This window comes from Pigmentiphaga sp. NML030171 (genome assembly GCF_002188635.1).
Classification (GTDB): Bacteria; Pseudomonadota; Gammaproteobacteria; order Burkholderiales; family Burkholderiaceae_B; genus Pigmentiphaga; species Pigmentiphaga daeguensis.
Map to the genome: position 1 here is coordinate 319356 of NZ_NINX01000024.1, position 19611 is coordinate 338966.

The following is a 19611-nucleotide window of genomic DNA, read 5'->3' on the forward strand; positions in this document are numbered from 1 at the left end:
CCCGATACGACACGACGACACCGAACCAGGAGGAAGACCATGTCCATCGAAAAACTGCTGCCCCGGCACCGCGACCTGTATTACGGCGGCGCCTGGCATCGCCCGGAAGGCGGCTATGCCGACTCCTTCAGCCCGTCCACCGGCGAGAACCTGGGCCCCTGCGCGGTGGCCAGCCGCGCCGACGTCGACGCCGCCGTGCGCGCCGCCCACGAGGCCTATCGCTCGTGGCGTCGCACCTCGCCCGGCGAACGCGCCACGGTGCTGCGCCGCATCGCCCAGGTCATGCGCGAGCATCGCGAGGAACTGGCCATGATCGACGCCATCGACTGCGGCAATCCCGTGTCCGCGCTGATGAACGACGTCGACATCGCCACCCAGCTCATCGACTATTTCGCGGGACTGGTCTATGAGCTGCGCGGCTCCACGATCCCCATGGGCGAAGGCGTCATCGACATGACGGTGCGCGAGCCCTACGGCGTCTGCGCCCGCATCGTCGCCTACAACCACCCCATGATGTTCACGGCCAGCCGGCTGGCGGCGGCAGTCGCGGCCGGCAATACCGTCATCATGAAACCGCCGGTGCAGGCGCCGCTGTCGGCCTACCGGCTGATGGAACTGATAGACGGCATCGCGCCGCCCGGGGTCATCAACGTGCTGTCGGGCGGGACCGAGTGCGGCCAGGCGCTGGTGGACCACCCGCTGGTGCCCAAGGTCACGCTGATCGGCAGCATCGCCACCGGCAAGGCCATCGCGCGCGGCGCGGCCGAGCACCTCAAGCACGTCAGCCTGGAACTGGGCGGCAAGAACGCGCTAGTGGTCTATCCCGACGCGGACCTGGAACGGGCGATCAAGGGCGCCGTGGCCGGCATGTGCTTCACCTGGTGCGGCCAGGCGTGCAGCTCGACCACGCGCCTGTTCGTGCACGAGTCGGTGTACGAACAGGTGGTCCAGGGCGTGCTGGAAGGCGTGCGCGCCTACCGCCCCGGCCTGCCCACCGACAAGGCCACGACCATGGGCGCCATCGTCTCGCGCGAGCAGTACGACAAGATCATGCACTACATCGAGCTGGGCAGGCAGGAAGGCGCCCGGCTGGCCGCGGGCGGCAGGCATCCCGACGGCGCCGAGCTGGCCAACGGGCACTTCATCGAACCCACCGTGTTCACCGACGTGACCATGGACATGCGCATCGCGCGCGAAGAGATCTTCGGCCCGGTGCTGTCCATTCTCAAGTGGTCGGACGAGGACGAGATGTTCGAACAGGTCAACTCGCTGGAGTACGGACTGGCCGCCGGCGTCTACACCACGCGCCTGGACACGGCCCACCGCGCCGCCGGCCGCTTCGAGGCGGGCTACGTCTGGGTCAACAACGCCGCCAAGCATTTCTTCCCCGCACCCTTCGGCGGCTACAAGCAGTCGGGCAACAACCGCGAGGAATCCTTCGAGGAACTGGTGTCCTACACGCAATTGAAGAACGTCTACATCACGCTTTGAACCAGGAAGAGACAAGCATGCAATTCGATCAGTTGAAGAACGTCAAAGTCGAGATCGCCAACGGCATAGGCTGGGTCACGCTGAACCGCCCCGACAAGCGCAACGCGATGAGCCCGGACCTGCACTTCGAGATGGTGGACGTGCTCAAGGAGCTGGCCGAGGAGCCGTCGGTGCGCGTGCTGGTGCTGACCGGCGCGGGCGACAGCTGGTGCGCCGGCCAGGACATAGGCCTGTTCTTCCGCGCGCTGGACGACAAGCCCAAGCAGCGCCACCTGGCCCGTCTGGCCAACCACGAATGGCGCTGGACCCTGCTCAGCAGCTTTCCCAAGCCCACCATCGCCATGGTGAACGGGCACTGCTACGGCGGCGCCTTCGTGCAGTTGTTCGCCTGCGATTTCGCCATCGCGGCGGACGAAGCGCAGTTCGGCCTGTCCGAGGTGAACTGGGGCATCCTGCCCGGCGGCCTGGTCGGCAAGGTCATCGTCGACGGCCTGGCCTACCGCGACGCGGTCTACTATGCGATGACGGGCGATCCCTTCAATGGCAAGGTGGCCGCGCAGATGCGGCTGGTGACCGAGTCCGTGCCGCTCGAGCGGCTGCGCGCGCGCACCGAGGAACTGGCCGCCACGCTGGCGCGCAAGAATCCGCAGACGCTGCGCACCATCAAGGAAAGCCTGCGCCTGGTGCGCGGCATGAGCGTGGACCAGGCCGCCGACTACTTGCTGGCCAAGGAACGCGAGATGCGCTTCATGGATACCGAGGGCGGGCGCGAACAGGCGATGACCCAGTTCCTGGACGAGAAGACCTATCGCCCCGGCTACGGCGAATACCGGCGGGACGCGCAATGAGCGCCGCATCCGCGCCCGCCTCCGGCGACGTGCTGCAAGGCATCCGGGTGCTGGAGCTGGGCAACTTCATCACCGGCCCCTACGCCGGCCTGATGCTGGCCGACCTGGGCGCCGACGTGATCAAGGTCGAGCGGCCGGAAGGCGACCCCTTCCGCGCCTTCCGCGACGGCCAGTACAGTCCGAACTTCGTCGCCTTCAACCGCAACAAGCGCAGCGTCAGGCTGGACCTGGGCAGCGCGGCCGGGCGCGACGCCCTGCTGCGGCTGGTGGACACGGCGGACGTGCTGATCGAGAACTTCCGCCCCGGCGTCATGGACCGGATGGGACTGGGATGGGAAACGCTGCGCGCCCGGCGGCCGCAGCTGGTCTATTGCGCCATCGGCGGCTTCCTGCCCGGCAGCCGGCACGAGGGCCAGCCGGCCTTCGACACCATCGGGCAGGCCCTGAGCGGCATGCTGGACACCTTCCTGGATCCGTCCGATCCGCAGGTGCGCGGCCCCACCATCTCGGACCAGCTGGCGGGCATGTACGCGTGCCAGGGCATCCTGGGCGCGCTGTTCGCCCGCCAGGCCAGCGGGCGGGGCCGGCTGGTGGAGGTCAACATGATCGAAGCCTCCATGTCCTTCATGCCCGACTTCTTCGCCAGCTATACCCGCGACGGCACGCGCATGCAGTCGACCACGCGCGCGTCCTATTCGCACAGCCTGGCATTCGAGTGCGCCGATGGCGCGCGTATCGGCCTGCAGCTCTCGTCGCCGCCGAAATTCTGGGAAGGCCTGGTGCGGGCGGTGGACATGCCCGAACTGCGGGACGATCCGCGCTTCGCCACCCGCGGCGCGCGCATCGCCAACTTCGAGGCGCTGTCGGGCCTGCTGCGCGAGCGCTTCCGCACGCGGCCGCGGGAGCACTGGCTGGCCGCGCTGCGCGCCGCCGACGTCCCGCACGCGCCGGTCCTGACCGTGCCGGACATCCTGGACGACCCCGAGTTCGCGGCCGCCGGCAGTTTCCACCAGTTGCATCATCCGGAGATGGGCCCGGTGCGTGCGCTGAGCCGGCCCATCCGCTACGACGGCCAGCGTCCGCCCAGCCGCCATCCTCCTCCCACGCTGGGCGAACAGACCGCCGCGATCCTGGCCGAGGCCGGCCTGTCGGAACAGGAAATCGCCGCCGCCCGGGGACCGACCGCCTAGAGCCGTCCGTTTGCAAAAGAAAAGGAGACACCCCATGCCAGACCATCGCGACACTTCCATCACCCGCCGCGGCTTCATCTCCGCCGGCGCCGGCCTGGCCCTGGCCGCGGCCGGCGCCGCGCGCGGCCAGGGCGACACCTACCCGAGCCGCGCCATCCGCGTCATCGTGCCCTTCCCCGCCGGCGCCGGGGCCGACTCCAACGCCCGGCTGGTGGCCCAGCAATTGGCGGAAAGACTGGGCCAGCCGGTGGTGGTCGACAACCGGCCCGGCGCCAACGGCCTGATCGGCACCGAGGCCGTGGCCAAGGCCGCGCCCGACGGCTATACCCTGCTGTTCGTCGACCGCGGCGCGCTGGGCATCAACCCCAGCCTGTACAAGAAGCTGCCCTACGATCCGTTGAAGGATTTTTCCTACGTAGGCATCGCGGTCTGGGGCCCCTATGTGCTGGTGGCCGGCTCCAAGCAACCCGCCAAGACCATCCAGGAGTTCGTCGCCGCCGCCCGCAAGCAGCCCGGCCGCCTGACCTATGCCAGCTTCGGCAACGGCAGCATGACCCAGCTGGGCACCGAGTCGCTGTGCTCGCTGCTGGGCATACAGCTGACCCACGTGCCCTACAAGGGCGGCGCCCCGGCGCTGACCGCGGCCATGGCCGGCGAGGTGGACATGGCCCTGGTCACGATCGGACCCGCCCTGGGCGCGATCCGCGAAGGCCGCGTGCGGCCGCTGCTGGTGGGCGGCGGCCGCCGCTTCCCGCTGCTGCCGGACGTGCCCGCCGTGAGCGAGATCGGCGGCGACGAGAACACCATCCCCAACACCTATTTCGGCTTCGCCCTGCCGGCCGGCACGCCCGCCGCGATCCGCGACCGCCTCTCGGGCACCATCCGCCAGGTGCTGGCCGATACGGCCATCCGGGCAAAACTGGCCGACAGCGGCTTCCAGCCTGCCCAGGGCACCCCGGAGGAGATGCGGTCCACGGTGGAACGCGACATCGCGGCCTTCGGCCGGCTCGCGCGCGAACTGAACATCCGGCCCGAATGATGGACGGTCCGCAGGATAATGGCGGGGATGGAATAATCGCGGTCTGCGCCCCGGCGCCGACCGCAGCTCCCGAACCAGGCTTCCGACCCATGTCCTCATTCACCGACACCACGCTCGACCGGATGGCGCGCTATCTGCAACTGGCATCGCTGTTCCGCAACAAGATCATTACCGGCGACTGGCCGGTGGGCGGCCGCATCCCGAACGTGGCGGACCTGGCCGTGGACTTCGAAGTGGCGCGCGGCACCATACGCGAGGCGCTGGGCGTGCTGGAGGACGAAGGGCTGATCGAGCGCTTCCGCGCGAAGGGCAGCTTCGTTCGCCGGACGCCCAAGGAGCGCAGCGCGCACCGGCTGGCCATCGACTGGGCCTCGCTGATCTCGGCCCACGAGGGTGCGGACATCGAGGTCCTGGAACAGCGCGAGCTGGACGAACTGCCCGCCTTCGCGGCGGGCGAAGGCGAACCGGCCGAGCATTACACGATGATGCGCCGGCTGCACGCGCGCGACGGCCACCCCTACCTGGCGGCCCGCTTCATTCTGGACAGCGAGTTGTTCAGGCAAGGACCGCCTGAGCGCTTCCGGCACGAGGCCACCCTGCCCATCCTGCACGAGATCGCCGGCAAGCGCATCGCGCGGGCCAACCAGGTCATGACCCTGGGCAGCGCCGACCGCGAGATGGCCGCGCTGCTGGAACTGCCGCTGAACGCGCCGGTGGCGCACGTCGTGCGGCGCGCCATCGACACGTCGGGCAAGCTGATCTACGTGGGGGAAGGGATATACCGGGGGGATGCGGTCAGGCTGGAGATCGCGCTGATCTGATTCAGAGCAGCTTGTCGAGCACCGCCATGACGCCCACGGCCACGACCAGCATGGAACCGAGCTTGATGGTCATGCGCTGTTCCAGCAGGCGCAATTCCGAGCGAAATTCCGATCTCAGCTGACCCTCGGTGCTGATCAACCGGTTTTCCAGCGCGTGGATATCTCCTTTGAGGCTGGTTTCCACCCGCTCGAGATCGGTACGCGCTGCCAGAGAGACCCGTTCGAGATCGGCTCGCGTAGCGAGAGTGACCTTTTCAAGATCGGCCCGCGTAGCCAGCGTAACCTTTTCAAGATCGGCTCGCGTAGCCAAGGCATCCATGCCGGTTGTCAGCACCTGCGCCAGGGCCTCGGCCTGCGCATCGGCCACAGGCGCAGCCACGCCTGCCTGCTGCAGGCGTTTGGAATATTGCAAGGTGTCGAAGGCAAGAGCGGCGGTCATGGAAATATTCTATGCCATACGGTCGCGCTGAAAAACAACGGGCAGGATGTTTCCATCCTGCCCGCCGTCATCCTGCCTGGCACAAGCGCGCGATCAAACCCCGACCAGCCGGACCCGCGCCTCGCGGTACTTGTCCGACGTGCGCTCCAGCACGTTCTGCGGCAGCCTCGGCGCGGGAGCGGTCTTGTCCCAGGGCTGGGTTTCCAGCCAGTCGCGCACGAACTGCTTGTCGAACGACGGCGGGCTGCTGCCCGGCACGTAGGAATCGGCCGGCCAGAAGCGCGACGAATCGGGCGTCAGCACCTCGTCCATCAAATGCAGCACGCCGTTCTCGTCCAGGCCGTATTCGAACTTGGTATCGGCGATGATGATGCCGCGCTGGGCGGCATATTCGGACGCCAACTGGTAGATGCGCAGCGAGACTTCGCGGATCTGCTCGGCCAGTTGCGGGCCGACTTCCCTGACCACGTGCTCGAAGCTGACGTTCTCGTCGTGCGAGCCCAGTTCCGCCTTGGCCGCCGGCGTGAAGATGGGCGCGGGCAGCTTCTGCGCCTGCACCAGGCCTTCCGGCAGCTTGATGCCGCACACGCCGCCGGTGTCCTGGTAGTCCTTCCAGCCCGAGCCGATCAGGTAGCCGCGCACCACCGCTTCCACCAGCACCGGCTTGAGCCGCTTGACCACCACCGCCCGGCCCGCGACCTGGTCGCGTTCGTCGGCGGCGACGACGCTCTCGGGCTCGACGCCGGTTAGGTGGTTGGGGATGATGTTGCCGAGCCGGCCCAGCCAGAAGTTGGTGAGCGAGTTCAGCACCTCGCCCTTGCCCGGGATCGGATCGTCCAGGATGACGTCGAAGGCGGACAGGCGGTCGGTGGTGACGATCAGGAGCTTGTCGTCGCCGACGGCATACATGTCGCGCACTTTGCCTCGCGCCAGCAGCGGCAGGGAACGGATGGTGGACTGGTAGAGCGGTGCGGACATGATGCGGCCTGCTTCGACGGTTGAGGGCTTACTTGACGATCTGGGCCAGCTTGCCGGAGGCGTAGTCGGCGGCGATCTGCGACAGCGGAATCGCCTTGATCTTGCTGGCGTTGCCGGCGGTACCGAACTGGGTGTAGCGCTCGACGCAGATCTTCTTGGCGGCGGCGCGCGCGGGCTTGAGGTACTCGCGCGGGTCGAACTTCGAGGGGTTTTCGGCCAGGAAGCGGCGGATCGCGCCGGTCATCGCCAGGCGGATGTCGGTGTCGATGTTGATCTTGCGCACGCCGTGCTTGATGGCTTCCTGGATTTCCTCGACCGGCACGCCGTAGGTTTCCTTCATGTCGCCGCCGAATTCGCGGATCTCGGCCAGCAGGTCCTGCGGCACGCTGGAGCTGCCGTGCATCACCAGGTGGGTGGTCGGCAGGCGGCGGTGGATTTCCTTGATGCGTTCGATGGCGAGGATATCGCCGCTGGGCTTGCGCGAGAACTTGTAGGCGCCATGGCTGGTGCCGATGGCGATGGCCAGCGCGTCGATCTGGGTGCGCTTGGCGAAGTCGGCGGCCTGCTCGGGGTCGGTCAGCAGTTGTTCGCGGGTCATCGTGCCTTCGGCGCCATGACCGTCTTCCTTGTCGCCCTTCATGGTTTCGAGCGAGCCCAGGCAGCCCAGTTCGCCTTCGACCGAGATGCCCTGCACGTGGGCCATCTTCACGACCTGGGTGGTGACGTCGACGTTGTAGTCGTAATCGGCGATGGTCTTGCCGTCGGCCATCAGCGAGCCGTCCATCATCACGCTGGAGAAGCCCATCGCGATGGCGCCCTTGCAGACGTCGGGCGACTGGCCGTGGTCCTGGTGCATGACGACGGGAATGTGGGGATAGGACTCGACCGCCGCGGCGATCAGGGCCTTCAGGAAGCCTTCGCCGGCATACTTGCGGGCGCCGGCCGAGGCCTGCATGATGACCGGGCTGTTGGTCTCGTCGGCGGCTTCCATGATGGCCTGGACCTGCTCCAGGTTGTTGACGTTGAACGCCGGGATGCCGTAGCCGTTTTCTGCCGCATGGTCGAGCAGTTGACGCATGGAAACGAGTGCCATTGTGAACTCCTGATTGAAAGTTGTAATGCCGCGCTCAACCGTGTTGGCCGACGCGCACGATTTTTAGAGTATTGGTTCCGCCCGGCGAACCCATCGGTTCGCCCACAGTGAAGACGACCAGGTCTCCCGGCCCCGCCACGCCCTTTTCCACCAGCAGTTTCTCGGCCGCCAGCAGCGATGCGTCGCGATCGCCGGATTCTTCCAGCTGCAACGTCCGCACGTTGCGGTACAGCGCTACTTTACGCTGCGTCGCCACGCGCGGGGTCAATGCGTAAATGGGTGTTGCACTATCGTGCCGGCTCATCCACAAGGTGGTCGCACCCGAATGCGTCAACGCGCAGATCGCCTTGCAGCGCATGTGATGCGCGGTGAACAGCGCGGCGTAGGCGATGGACTGGTCCACGCGATGGAAGGTCTGGTCCAGGAAATCCTTGTCCAGCTCGAAATGCTGGGACTTCTCGGCTTCCAGGCAGATGGAGGCCATGGCTTCGATGGTCTCGACCGGGTAGCGCCCGACCGCGGTCTCGGCGGACAGCATCACCGCATCGGTACCGTCGAGCACCGCGTTGGCCACGTCCGACACTTCGGCGCGCGTGGGCATGGCGTTGACGATCATGGATTCCATCATCTGCGTGGCCGTGATGACGGTACGGTTGCGCGAACGCGCCATCCGGATCATGCGTTTCTGCAGCGCGGGCACGGCGGCCGCGCCGACCTCCACCGCCAGGTCGCCGCGCGCCACCATGATGCCGTCCGAGGCGTCGATGATTTCCTCGAGCACGGCGATGGCCTCGGCCCGCTCGATCTTGGCGATGAGCTGGGGCCGCGCGCCGGTGGGGGCGCCGGCGATGGCCACCAGCTGGCGTGCCATCTCCATGTCGGTGCGGTTCTTGGGGAAGCTGATGGCGATGTAGTCCACGCCCATCTGCACCGCGGACCGGAGGTCTTCCATGTCCTTGCCGGTCAGCGCAGGCGCGGTCAGGCCCCCGCCCTGGCGGTTGATGCCCTTGTTGTTCGAGAGCTCGCCCCCGACCAGCACCTCGGTGTGGATCTCGGTGCCTGCGACGCGGATCACCAGCAGGCGGATCAGGCCGTCGTTCAGGAGCAGGATGTCGCCCGACCGCACGTCGCGCGGCAGGTCGGGATAGTCCAGGCCCACCTTGCCCTGGTCGCCCAGTTCGCAGGCGGCATCGAGGATGAAGGGCTGGCCCGGCTCGAGCTGGACCTTGCCGTCGGCGAATTTGCCGACGCGTATCTTGGGCCCCTGCAGGTCGGCCATGATCGCGACCTCGCGATCACAGGTCAGCGCGGCGGCGCGCACCAGGCCGGCGCGCGCCGCGTGGTCTTCCGCGGTGCCATGCGAGAAATTGAGCCGTACTACATCGACGCCGGCACGGATCATCCGCGCCAGCGTGTCGGCCGAGCTGGAAGCCGGCCCGAGTGTAGCCACGATCTTCGTGGCACGAGCGGAAGGTGCGTCCACAGGGTCAGGCGCCTTGAGCGGCGCGCTCCTCCAAGATGGCGACCGCGGGCAGCGACTTGCCTTCCAGGAACTCGAGGAAGGCACCGCCACCGGTCGAGATGTAGCCAACCTGGTCCGCGATGCCGTACTTGGCGATCGCGGCCAGCGTGTCGCCCCCGCCGGCGATCGAGAACGCCGGCGAGGCCGCGATGGCGCGGGCCAGCGTTTCGGTGCCATGCGAGAAGGCGTCGAACTCGAACACCCCCACCGGGCCGTTCCAGACGATGGTGCCGGCGACCTTGAGCAGCTGCGCCAGGCGTTCGGACGTGACGGGACCGATGTCCAGGATCAGGTCGTCGGCCGCGACGGCATCGGCGGACTTGGTCTGGGCCGGCGCATCGGCGGCGAAGGTCTTGGCGCACACCACGTCGGTCGGGATGGGCACGGCGGCGCCGCGCTTCTCCATGATCTCGATGATGGCCCTGGCCTCGTTCACCAGATCCGGCTCGGCCAGCGACTTGCCGATGGGCAGGCCCTTGGCCAGCATGAAGGTGTTGGCGATGCCGCCCCCCACGATGAGCTGGTCGACCTTGTCGGCCAGGCTCTTGAGGATGGTCAGCTTGGTCGAGACCTTGGAACCGGCCACGATGGCCACCAGCGGCCGCTTGGGCGCGCTCAGCGCGCGGCCCAGGGCGTCCAGCTCGGCCGCCAGCAGCGGGCCGGCGCAGGCCACGGGGGCGTAGCGCGCGATGCCGTGCGTGGTGGCTTCCGCGCGGTGCGCGGTGCCGAAGGCGTCGTTGGCGTAGACGTCGCACAGCGCGGCCATCTTGCGCGCCAGCGCCTCGTCGTCTTTTTTCTCGCCCTTGTTGACGCGGCAGTTCTCGAGCAGCACGACTTCACCGGGCGCGACGGACACGCCGTCGACCCAGTCGGCCACGAGCCGCACGGGCTTGCCCAGCAGCTCGGACAGGCGCTTGGCCACCACCGCCAGCGAATCGGCGGGGGTCAGGGTGCCTTCGGTGGGACGGCCCAGGTGCGACGTCACCATGACCGCCGCGCCGGCGTCCAGCGCCAGGCGGATGCCCGGCACCGACGCGCGGATGCGCGTGTCCTCGGTGATGTTGCCCTGGTCGTCCTGGGGCACGTTCAGATCGGCGCGGATGAACACCCGCTTGCCGTCCAGTTTTCCCTTGGCCGCCAGATCGGCCAGCGTGATGACCTTGCTCATGGACTTACTTCGCCGACATCAGCGCCACGGTGGTGTCCAGCATGCGGTTGCTGAAGCCCCACTCGTTGTCGTACCACGACGAGACCTTCACCAGGTTGCCGTTGACCTTGGTCAGCGTGGCGTCGAAGGTGCTGGAGGCCGGGTCGTGGTTGAAGTCGGACGACACCAGCGGCTCGGTCGAGTAGTTCAGGATGCCCTTGAGCGAGCCTTCCGAGGCTTCCTTCAGGATGGCGTTGACTTCCTCGACGGTGGTGTCGCGCTTGGCGATGAAAGTCAGATCGACCACCGACACGTTGATGGTCGGGACGCGGATGGCGTAGCCGTCCAGCTTGCCGTTGAGCTCGGGCATCACCAGGCCGACCGCGGCGGCGGCGCCGGTCTTGGTCGGGATCATGTTCTGGGTGGCCGAGCGGGCGCGGCGCAGGTCCTCGTGGTAGACGTCGGTCAGCACCTGGTCGTTGGTGTAGGCGTGGACGGTGGTCATCAGGCCCGAGACGATGCCCAGCTTGTCGTGCAGCGGCTTGACCAGCGGGGCCAGGCAGTTGGTGGTGCACGAGGCGTTCGAGATGACGGTGTGCTCGGCCTTCAGCACGTCCTGGTTCACGCCGTAGACGATGGTGGCGTCGACGTCCTTGCCGCCGGGGGCGGAGATGACGACCTTCTTGGCGCCGCCCTTCAGGTGGGCGCCGGCCTTTTCCTTGCTGGTGAAGAAGCCGGTGCATTCCAGCACCACGTCCACGCCCAGTTCGCCCCAGGGCAGCTCGGCCGGGTTGCGGTTGGCCAGCACGCGGATCTTGTCGCCGTTGACGACCATGTACTCGCCCTCGACCGTGACGGTGCCGGGGAACTTGCCGTGGGCAGTGTCGTAACGGGTCAGGTGCGCGTTGGTCTTGGGATCGCCCAGGTCGTTGATGGCGACGATTTCGATGTCGTGCTTCTTGCCACCTTCATAGTGGGCACGCAGGACGTTGCGGCCGATGCGGCCATAGCCATTGATCGCGACACGGATAGTCATGGTGTTTCCTTTGCTTTGATGAGAAGAATCTATGACGCTGGTGGACGGCGGCCCCGCTCAGCCCACCAGTTTCCGGACGGCTTCGACGACCCGTTCGGTGGTAAATCCGAAATGCTTGAACAATACGCCGGCCGGCGCGGATTCGCCGTAGGTGTCGATCCCCACGACCTCGCCGTCCAGTCCCACATACTTGCGCCAGTAGTCGGTGACTCCGGCCTCGACCGCCACGCGCGGCAGGCTGCGCGGCAGCACGTGCTGGCGCCAGGCCTCGTCCTGCCTGTCGAAGACCTGCGTGCACGGCATGGACACCACGCGCACGAAGATCTCGTCCTTGGCCAGCGCCTCTTGCGCGGCCAGCGCCAGCGCGACTTCCGAGCCGGTGGCGATGATCACGGCGCGCGGGTTGAGCGCGTCGCGCAGCACGTAGCCGCCGCGCGAGATGTTGGCGATGGTGGCCTGGTCGCGCTCGACGAAAGGCAGGTTCTGGCGGGACAGCAGCAGCGCCGTCGGACCACCCGCATGCACGTCCATGCCGATGCTGGCCGGCCGCTCGACCGCCGCGCCCCAGGCCACCGCGGTCTCGGTGGTGTCGCAGGGACGCCAGACCGCCAGGTTGGGAATCAGGCGCAGGCTGGCCGCATGCTCGATGGACTGGTGGGTGGGGCCGTCCTCGCCCAGGCCGATGGAGTCGTGCGTGAACACGTGCACCACGCGCTGTTTCATCAGCGCCGCCATGCGCAGGGCATTGCGGGAATAGTCGGAGAAGGTCAGGAAGGTGCCGCCGAACGGCAGGTAGCCGCCGTGCAGCGCGATGCCGTTCATGATGGCGGCCATGCCGAACTCGCGCACGCCGTAGTTGATGTGGCGGCCGAACTCGATGCCGTCCTTGCCGGCGCGCACCGGCGCCACGCCCTTCCAGTCGGTGTAGTTGGAACCGGTCAGGTCGGCCGAGCCGCCCAGCAGCTCGGGCAGCATGCCGGCCAGCGCCGTGATGGCGAACTGCGATGCCTTGCGGGTGGCGACGGTTTCCTGCTTCTGGTTGGTCTCGGCCAGGAACCGGGCGAATTGCTCGGCGAACTCGGCCGGCAGGTCGCCGCGCATGCGGCGCTCGAACTCGGCGGCCTGCCCGGGGAACTGGGCGGCGTATTTGGCGAACAGCTCGTTCCAGGCACCTTCGGCCTGCGCGCCCTTGGCCTTGCCGTCCCAGAACGCATAGACCTCGGCCGGGATCTCGAAGGGCGCGTAGGGCCAGCCGATGGCTTCGCGGGTGGCGGCGATTTCCTTGTCGCCCAGCGGCGCGCCGTGGACCTTGTCGGTACCGGCCATGGTGGGCGCGCCCTTGCCGATGACGGTGCGGCACTCGATCAGCGTCGGGCCGCCGTGCTTGCCGGCCTGGGCCTTGGCCTGGGCGATGGCGGCCTCGACGGCCTTGGCATCGTGGCCGTCGACGTTGCGGATCACGTTCCAGCCATAGGCCTCGAAACGCTTGGCGGTATCGTCGGCGAACCAGTACTTGATCTCGCCATCGATGGAGATGCCGTTCGAGTCGTACAGCACGACCAGCTTGGACAGCTTGAGCGTGCCGGCCAGCGAGGCGACTTCGTGCGAGATGCCTTCCATCAGGCAGCCGTCACCGACGAAGGCATAGGTGAAGTGGTCGACGATGGGCAGGCCCGGACGGTTGAACTCGGCCGCCAGCAGCGCTTCGGCCAGCGCCATGCCCACGGCGTTGGAGATGCCCTGCCCCAGCGGACCGGTGGTGGTCTCGACTCCCGGGGTGATGCCGACCTCGGGGTGGCCCGGGGTCTTCGAATGCATCTGGCGGAAATTGCGCAGTTCCTCGATGGGCAGGTCGTAGCCCGTGAGGTGCAGCAGCGAATAGATCAGCATCGAGCCGTGGCCGTTGGACAGCACGAAGCGATCGCGGTCCGCCCAGGCGGGATTGGCCGGATTGTGGCGCAGGTGTCCATGCCAGAGCGCGAGGGCGATTTCCGCCATGCCCATCGGCGCCCCGGGGTGGCCGGAGTTGGCCTTCTGGACGGCATCCATGGACAGCGCACGGATGGCATCCGCCATATTGAGTTGAGAGGCGGCTTGATTGCTCATGAAGACACTCGTTCCGGCGGGAAAACCCGCTGCTACAAAGCTTTCGAGTTTAACATTCGTACAAGTCCCCCGCCCTTTCGGGGGCCAGGATGCTTGTCAAAAGTTACATCGCTCTTCCATCCATGCCCTTGCCCCGCTTCCACGTCGATCTTCCCCTGCAAGCCGGCGCCCGGCTCGCCCTGCCCGTGCCCATCGCCCACCATGCCCTGCGCGTGCTACGCCTGCGCGACGGCGACGAGATCGTCCTGTTCGACGGCCGGGGCGGCCAGTACCCCGCCCGGCTGGAAGTGGACGGCCGGACGGCGATGGCCCAATTGGGCCAGCACGATCCGCGCGAGGCCGAGCTGCCGGGCCGCATCGTGCTGGCGCAGGCCATCCCGTCGGGCGACAAGATGGACTGGGTGGTGGAAAAGGCGGTGGAAGTCGGCGCGCATGCCATCCAGCCCCTGGCGGCCGCCCGCAGCATCCTCAAGCTGTCCGGCGAACGCCTGGAGAAGCGGGTGCAGCACTGGCAGCGGGTGGCGATTGCCGCCTGCGAGCAGTGCGGCCGCAACCGCGTCCCCACCGTGGCCGCGCCGCTGACGCCCGAGCAATGGCTCTCGCGCCCCGCGCCCGACGGCACCCGGCGGGTGTTCTGCGACCCCGACGCAGAAGTCCGGCTCACCGAATGGCTGGGCGGCCTGCCCTCCCCCCCGGCCGACCTGGAACTGCTGGTCGGCCCGGAAGGCGGCTGGTCGCCCGAGGAATACGCGCTGGCCACCCGCCACGGCGTGCGCGCCGTCCGCTTCGGCGACCGCATCCTGCGCACCGAGACAGCCGGCACCGCGCTGATCTCGGCCCTGTCCGCCAAGCTGGACTGGATCTGACGGGGGCGAGCCCCGTCAGATCACGCCGCAAGCCATGCGGGCACCGCCGCCGCCCAGCGGCATGGGGTGGTCCGCATGGTTGTCGCCGCCCTGGTGCACCATCAACGCGTGGCCCTGCACCTCCGACAGCTTCTTCAGCTTGGGTGCCAGCACCGGATAGTCCGCCTTGCCGTTGGCATCCACGTACAGCGCCGGCAGGTCGCCCAGGTGGCCGCCATCGTCCCAGGGTTCGCCGTGCTTGCCGGTTTTCTTCGGATCGTAGTGGCCGCCCGCCGCCAGCGCGGCCACCGGCTTGCCGTCCTGCTGGCCGGGGTCGCAACTGGGATTCTGGTGGACGTGGAAGCCGTGCAGGCCCGGCGCGAGACCGGTCAGCGCCGGCGTGAACACCAGGCCGTAGGGCGTTTCCTTGACCGTGACCTTGCCGATGTCCTGCCCCTTGCCCTGGGCGTCCACGGTGGTCATCGGAATGGAAAGGTCGGCCAGGGCCGGCGCGCAGAGCGTGGACGTTCCCAGGAACAGCATTGCCGCAATGTGGCGTTTCATGGATCCTCCTTACCTCGTCATGGACAAACGAATGGCGCCACCCCGCATGGGCAAGTCCGGCGGACAGCCGCGCCGCCCAGCCTAGGCCGGCGCAACCGCCCCGTCGGCCTTGTCCAGGACGAAGGTGAAGGCCTTGCCGTTCTCGCGCGCGAACTCGACCACGTCCTCGCCTACCTGGGCGATGGCCGCCGCGTGCTCGGACAGGCCGGGATCGTCCTGGTGCAGCTGGCGCAGCGCCAGCACCATGCCGGCCGGCTGATCGAGCACCGTGTCGCACAGGCAGTCGTACAAGGCATCGAGATTGCCGCCGAAATGCTCGGGGAAATCGACCGCGTTGGCGATTGCCCGCAGCACGGCGGACTTGCTCTTGGCCCGCGAACAATCGACCTCGTAGACGGCCAGCTTCAAGTGCCGCGCGGCCTGGAGCAAGGCCTTCACGTCGAGGTCCGGACCGGCCAGCGCACCGCCGGACTTGAGGCATTCGTTCAGGTTTCTCGCATTCGAGGACATGGATCACTCCTGGATGCGCCGAAACGACGCGTAGTGATCGGCGGTATACCAGTACTCTCCGCTGGTGGCGGGATCGCCCGTGTCGCCCTTGCCGGCGACGATGCGCCGCGCGCCGCGGTTGCGCGCACCGGGCGTGGGGACGGTGTACTCGGTATAGTACCCACGCGCCCGCACGGGCAAAAGGCGTTCGCGGTTATAAAACGTCACGCCGTCGCGGGCGTGGCGGAACGGCCCGCCCTGCCGGATCTGCGCCAGCACCTGGCGCGCCTCCGGCGGCAGGTCGCGCGCGTCGATCGTGCCGGGCACGGGGCCTCGGGCCCATGCGCCAGCCCCCAGCGCCAGCCACAACAGCACGATCGTGAATCCGCGCAGGAAACGGCCTAGTGTCCAAGACATCGCTATTCCTCGTCGGTACGGAAGAATGCCAGCACCTCGTCGCTGCGGATGAGCGTATCGCCAAACCCCAGGGCGATCAACTCACGCGTGTAGCCGGGCTCGAACAGCAGGTAGGACGCCAGGGAAGCGCCCGTCAGGGTATCGGGGCCGGACGAGACGCCCATGCCGCGCAGCAGCGTGCGCATCGCCGCAGGCAGGCTGTCCAGGTGGCGGCCGGCGATCTCGTCCAGGCGCTGGCTGGGAGATATCGATAGCACGCGTATGGGACGCAGCGCGCCGCTCCAGCGCTCCCCGGCCGGCAGCCGCAACAGGGTCTGGTTGATGCGCTGGATGCGTTCGATGTCGGCGTCCAGGCTGTCCAGGAAGATGTTGGACAAAGCGTGGCCGCCGATCTGCGCCAGCGTCGGGTAGGTGGCCGCCCCCGCCCTGCGCCGGGGATCCGCCTCGGAATGGCCGCCGCTGATGATCAGCACGCGGCCGGCGCCCAGGTGGATCGCGGGGCTGATGGGAGCAAGCTGCCGCATGGAACCATCGCCGCACCACTCGGGCTCTCCATGCACCAGCAGCCGGCGGGCAGGAAACACGAACGGGATCGCGCTGGACGCCAGCAGATGCTCGACGCCGATTTCGGCCCGCACCGCCACGCGCAGGGAACGGCGCCACGGCTCGATCTCGTAGGCAGACTGGTAGAAGGTGATGTGCTGGCCCGAGGTATAGCCGGTAGCGGCGATGGCCAGCGCCTGGACCACGCCGTCGGCCAGGTTGGCGTCCAGCCGCCCGAAGTCCAGCACGCCGCGCAGCAGTTCGCCCAGCGGCTGGTTGTCCAACAGCGCGGGCTGCTGGCTGCGGCCCACGCGGGCCATCATCAGCGCGAACGAAAGCATGGACAGCCAGCTTCCCCCGCCGCGCACGGTGCGCAGCGCATCGGTCCGGTAGACCTGGTCGGCGTGGAAATTCTCCCAGACGTCCAGCATGTGCTCGATCGTCTGCTGCAGGTGATGGGCGCCGCAGGCCAGCACGGCGGCGTTGATGGCACCGGCCGACGTGCCGCACAGGACATGGAAGGGATTGGCGTGCAGGCCGCCGGGACGCTCGCCCAGGATGCGGACGATGGCCTTGAGCACACCTACCTGGTAGGCCGCCCGGGCGCCGCCGCCGGCAAGCACGAGGCCGGTGCATGCGGGCCGCAGCACCGGCACGGTGGGAGCCGCACGCGCGGCCCCCGCTGCGGGATCAACGTCCGCCGCTGCCATCCAGGCGCGAGGCGTTGGCATCCATGACCGTCAGCGCGGTCATGTTGATGATGCGGCGCACCGTCGAACTGGCGGTCAGGATGTTGACCGGGGCCTTGCAGCCGAGCAGGATGGGACCGATGGCCACGTTGTTGCCGGCCGCCGTCTTCAGCAGGTTGTAGGCAATGTTGGCCGACTCGATGGTGGGGCACACCAGCAGGTTGGCTTCGCCCTTGAGCGCGCTGTCCGGCATGATGCGGTTGCGGATCGCCTCGTCGATGGCGCAGTCGCCGTGCATCTCGCCGTCCACTTCCAGCCACGGCGCGCGCTCCTGGATCAGCGCCAGCGCCTGGCGCATCTTGACCGCCGACGGCGAATCGCTGGAGCCGAAGTTCGAGTGCGACAGCAGCGCGGCCTTGGGCTCGACGCCCAGGCGCTTCATTTCCTCGGCCGCCATGATGGTGATCTCGGCCAGCTGGTCGGCATCGGGATTCTCGTTCACGTGCGTATCGACCAGCACCACCGTGCGCTGCGGCAGCACGAGGAAGTTCATCGCGGCGTAGACCTTGGCGCTGGGGTTGCGGCCGATGACCTCGTCGACGAACTGCAGGTGATTGCCGTAGGGACCGACCGTGCCGCAGATCATGCCGTCGGCGTCGCCCTGGTGGACCATCATCGCGCCGATCAGCGTCAGGCGCCGGCGCATCTCGATCTTCGCGTATTCCTTGGTGATGCCCTTGCGCTTGGTCATTTCCCAGTAGGTCTGGGAATAGTTGCGGTGGCGCTCGTCGAACTCGGTGTTGGTGACCTCGACGTCCTGGCCCAGGCGCATCCGCAGGCCCAGCTTCTCGATGCGCTTGGCCAGCACCGCCGGACGGCCGACCAGTATGGGACGGGCCAGGCCGTCGTCCACCACCGCCTGCACCGCGCGCAGCACGCGCTCGTCCTCGCCCTCGGTGTAGACGATGCGGGCCTTGCCGCCCTCGCGCACCGTGCGGCGCGCCGCGCCGTACAGCGGACGCATGAAGGCGCCGGAGTGATAGACGAACTGCTGCAGTTGCTCGACGTAGGCATCCATGTCGGCGATCGGCCGCGTGGCGACGCCGGAGTCCATGGCGGCGCGCGCCACGGCGGGCGCAATGCGCACGATCAGGCGCGGATCGAAAGGCTTGGGAATCAGGTATTCCGGGCCGAACGCGAGATCGGACACGTCATAGGCCGCGGCGACGATCTCGCTCTGTTCCTGGCGCGCCAGTTCGGCGATCGCATGCACGGTGGCGATTTCCATCTCGCGCGTAATGGTGGTCGCGCCCACGTCCAGGGCGCCCCGGAAGATGTAGGGGAAACACAGCACGTTGTTGACCTGGTTCGGATAGTCCGAACGGCCGGTGGCGATGACGGCGTCGTCGCGCACCGACTTCACGACCTCGGGCAGGATCTCCGGCGTGGGGTTGGCCAGCGCCAGGATCAGCGGCCGCTTGGCCATGGCCGCCACCATCTCGGGCTTGAGCACGCCGCCGGCGGACAGGCCCAGGAACACGTCGGCGCCCTCGATCACCTCGCCCAGCGTGCGCTTGTCGGTATCCTGCGAGAAACGCTCCTTGTCGGGGTCCATCAGCGTGGTGCGTCCCTTCCAGACCACGCCCTCGATGTCGGTCACCCAGACATTGGCCAGCGGCAGGCCGAGGTCCACCAGCAGGTTCAGGCAGGCCAGCGCCGCGGCGCCCGCGCCCGACGCAACCAGCTTGACCTCGTCGATCTTCTTGCCGACCACGGCCAGGCCGTTCAGCACGGCGGCCGCCACGGTGATGGCCGTGCCGTGCTGGTCGTCGTGGAACACGGGGATGTTCATGCGCTGACGGGCCTTGCGTTCGACCGCGAAGCACTCCGGCGCCTTGATGTCTTCCAGGTTGATGCCGCCGAACGTCGGCTCGAGCGCCGCGATGATGTCGACCAGCTTGTCGGGGTCGGTCTCGTTGACCTCGATGTCGAACACGTCGATGCCGGCGAATTTCTTGAACAGGACCGCCTTGCCTTCCATGACCGGCTTGGACGCCAGCGCCCCGATCGCTCCCAGGCCCAGCACCGCCGTGCCGTTGGAGATCACCCCCACCAGGTTGCCGCGCGCGGTGTAGCGGAACGCGGCCGCGGGGTCGTCGACGATGGCTTCGCACGCCGCCGCTACCCCCGGAGAATAGGCCAGCGCCAGGTCGCGCTGGTTGACGAGTTGCTTGGTCGGGGCAATGGAAATCTTGCCCGGACGGCCGTACTCGTGATATTCGAGAGCGGCCTTGCGCAGGTTGGGGTCGAGGGGTTGAGCCATGAAAAATAACGCCCGCAGGGCGGTCACACGA

The 19611-nt window shown here is 67.8% G+C and carries 18 protein-coding genes; 6 read left to right on the forward strand and 12 right to left on the reverse strand.

Going from position 1 to position 19611, the window contains the following annotated elements:
- Positions 1 to 39 precede the first annotated feature (39 nt).
- From CDO46_RS07700 to CDO46_RS07720, 5 genes are all read left to right on the forward strand, one after another.
- Positions 40 to 1491, forward strand: a complete 1452-nt coding sequence (locus CDO46_RS07700; protein ID WP_087837938.1) for an aldehyde dehydrogenase family protein — start codon at positions 40 to 42, stop codon at positions 1489 to 1491.
- 17 nt (positions 1492 to 1508) lie between these two features.
- Positions 1509 to 2339, forward strand: coding sequence for a p-hydroxycinnamoyl CoA hydratase/lyase (locus tag CDO46_RS07705; protein WP_087837939.1), 831 nt, complete (start codon positions 1509 to 1511; stop codon positions 2337 to 2339).
- Complete coding sequence (locus CDO46_RS07710) at positions 2336 to 3529, forward strand: CaiB/BaiF CoA-transferase family protein (RefSeq protein ID WP_087837940.1); 1194 nt, start codon at positions 2336 to 2338, stop codon at positions 3527 to 3529. The genes CDO46_RS07705 and CDO46_RS07710 overlap by 4 nt, the downstream gene beginning before the upstream one ends.
- Before the next feature lie 34 nt (positions 3530 to 3563).
- Complete coding sequence (locus CDO46_RS07715) at positions 3564 to 4568, forward strand: tripartite tricarboxylate transporter substrate binding protein (RefSeq protein ID WP_087837941.1); 1005 nt, start codon at positions 3564 to 3566, stop codon at positions 4566 to 4568.
- An 89-nt stretch (positions 4569 to 4657) separates the two neighbouring features.
- Positions 4658 to 5389: a GntR family transcriptional regulator gene (locus CDO46_RS07720; RefSeq protein WP_165963162.1), complete on the forward strand. Its 732-nt coding sequence runs from the start codon at positions 4658 to 4660 to the stop codon at positions 5387 to 5389.
- A gap of 1 nt (position 5390) precedes the next feature.
- Here the strand turns inward: CDO46_RS07720 and CDO46_RS07725 are convergent, their stop codons facing one another.
- From CDO46_RS07725 to tkt, 7 genes are all read right to left on the reverse strand, one after another.
- Complete coding sequence (locus tag CDO46_RS07725) at positions 5391 to 5828, reverse strand: coiled-coil domain-containing protein (protein ID WP_087837943.1); 438 nt, start codon at positions 5826 to 5828, stop codon at positions 5391 to 5393.
- Positions 5829 to 5921: 93 nt separating this feature from the next.
- The gene (locus CDO46_RS07730) at positions 5922 to 6806 is read right to left on the reverse strand and encodes a phosphoribosylaminoimidazolesuccinocarboxamide synthase (protein WP_087837944.1); all 885 of its coding nucleotides are present in this window, start codon (positions 6804 to 6806) and stop codon (positions 5922 to 5924) included.
- Positions 6807 to 6834: 28 nt separating this feature from the next.
- Positions 6835 to 7899 (reverse strand): class II fructose-bisphosphate aldolase, encoded by a 1065-nt coding sequence (fba, locus tag CDO46_RS07735; RefSeq protein WP_087837945.1) that lies wholly within the window; start codon positions 7897 to 7899, stop codon positions 6835 to 6837.
- Between the two features lie 34 nt (positions 7900 to 7933).
- The gene (gene pyk / locus CDO46_RS07740; RefSeq protein ID WP_254914569.1) at positions 7934 to 9472 is read right to left on the reverse strand and encodes a pyruvate kinase; all 1539 of its coding nucleotides are present in this window, start codon (positions 9470 to 9472) and stop codon (positions 7934 to 7936) included.
- On the reverse strand, positions 9387 to 10589 hold the full coding sequence (locus CDO46_RS28630) for a phosphoglycerate kinase (protein ID WP_087837947.1): 1203 nt from the start codon (positions 10587 to 10589) through the stop codon (positions 9387 to 9389). Before CDO46_RS28630 ends, pyk begins: the two co-directional genes overlap by 86 nt.
- Positions 10590 to 10593: 4 nt before the next feature.
- Complete coding sequence (gene gap / locus CDO46_RS07750; protein ID WP_087837948.1) at positions 10594 to 11604, reverse strand: type I glyceraldehyde-3-phosphate dehydrogenase; 1011 nt, start codon at positions 11602 to 11604, stop codon at positions 10594 to 10596.
- 57 nt (positions 11605 to 11661) lie between these two features.
- A complete protein-coding gene (gene tkt, locus CDO46_RS07755; protein WP_087837949.1) occupies positions 11662 to 13710 on the reverse strand; it encodes a transketolase in 2049 nt (682 codons plus the stop codon).
- Positions 13711 to 13832: 122 nt separating this feature from the next.
- Here tkt and CDO46_RS07760 point away from each other — a divergent pair, with 122 nt between their 5' ends.
- Complete coding sequence (locus CDO46_RS07760; RefSeq protein ID WP_087837950.1) at positions 13833 to 14576, forward strand: 16S rRNA (uracil(1498)-N(3))-methyltransferase; 744 nt, start codon at positions 13833 to 13835, stop codon at positions 14574 to 14576.
- 15 nt (positions 14577 to 14591) lie between these two features.
- On the opposite strand, the gene sodC is transcribed toward CDO46_RS07760, so the two are convergent.
- The 5 genes from sodC to CDO46_RS07785 all read right to left on the reverse strand — a co-directional run bounded on the left by sodC (position 14592) and on the right by CDO46_RS07785 (position 19580).
- On the reverse strand, positions 14592 to 15119 hold the full coding sequence (sodC, locus tag CDO46_RS07765) for a superoxide dismutase family protein (RefSeq protein ID WP_087837951.1): 528 nt from the start codon (positions 15117 to 15119) through the stop codon (positions 14592 to 14594).
- An 81-nt stretch (positions 15120 to 15200) separates the two neighbouring features.
- A complete protein-coding gene (locus CDO46_RS07770) occupies positions 15201 to 15629 on the reverse strand; it encodes a barstar family protein (RefSeq protein WP_087837952.1) in 429 nt (142 codons plus the stop codon).
- A 3-nt stretch (positions 15630 to 15632) separates the two neighbouring features.
- Positions 15633 to 16025 (reverse strand): ribonuclease domain-containing protein, encoded by a 393-nt coding sequence (locus CDO46_RS07775; RefSeq protein ID WP_087837953.1) that lies wholly within the window; start codon positions 16023 to 16025, stop codon positions 15633 to 15635.
- Positions 16026 to 16027: 2 nt separating this feature from the next.
- Positions 16028 to 17299: a patatin-like phospholipase family protein gene (locus CDO46_RS07780; RefSeq protein WP_243724522.1), complete on the reverse strand. Its 1272-nt coding sequence runs from the start codon at positions 17297 to 17299 to the stop codon at positions 16028 to 16030.
- Entirely contained in the window at positions 17259 to 19580 is a 2322-nt protein-coding gene (locus CDO46_RS07785; RefSeq protein ID WP_087837989.1) for an NADP-dependent malic enzyme, read from the reverse strand. Before CDO46_RS07785 ends, CDO46_RS07780 begins: the two co-directional genes overlap by 41 nt.
- Positions 19581 to 19611: the final 31 nt, after the last annotated feature.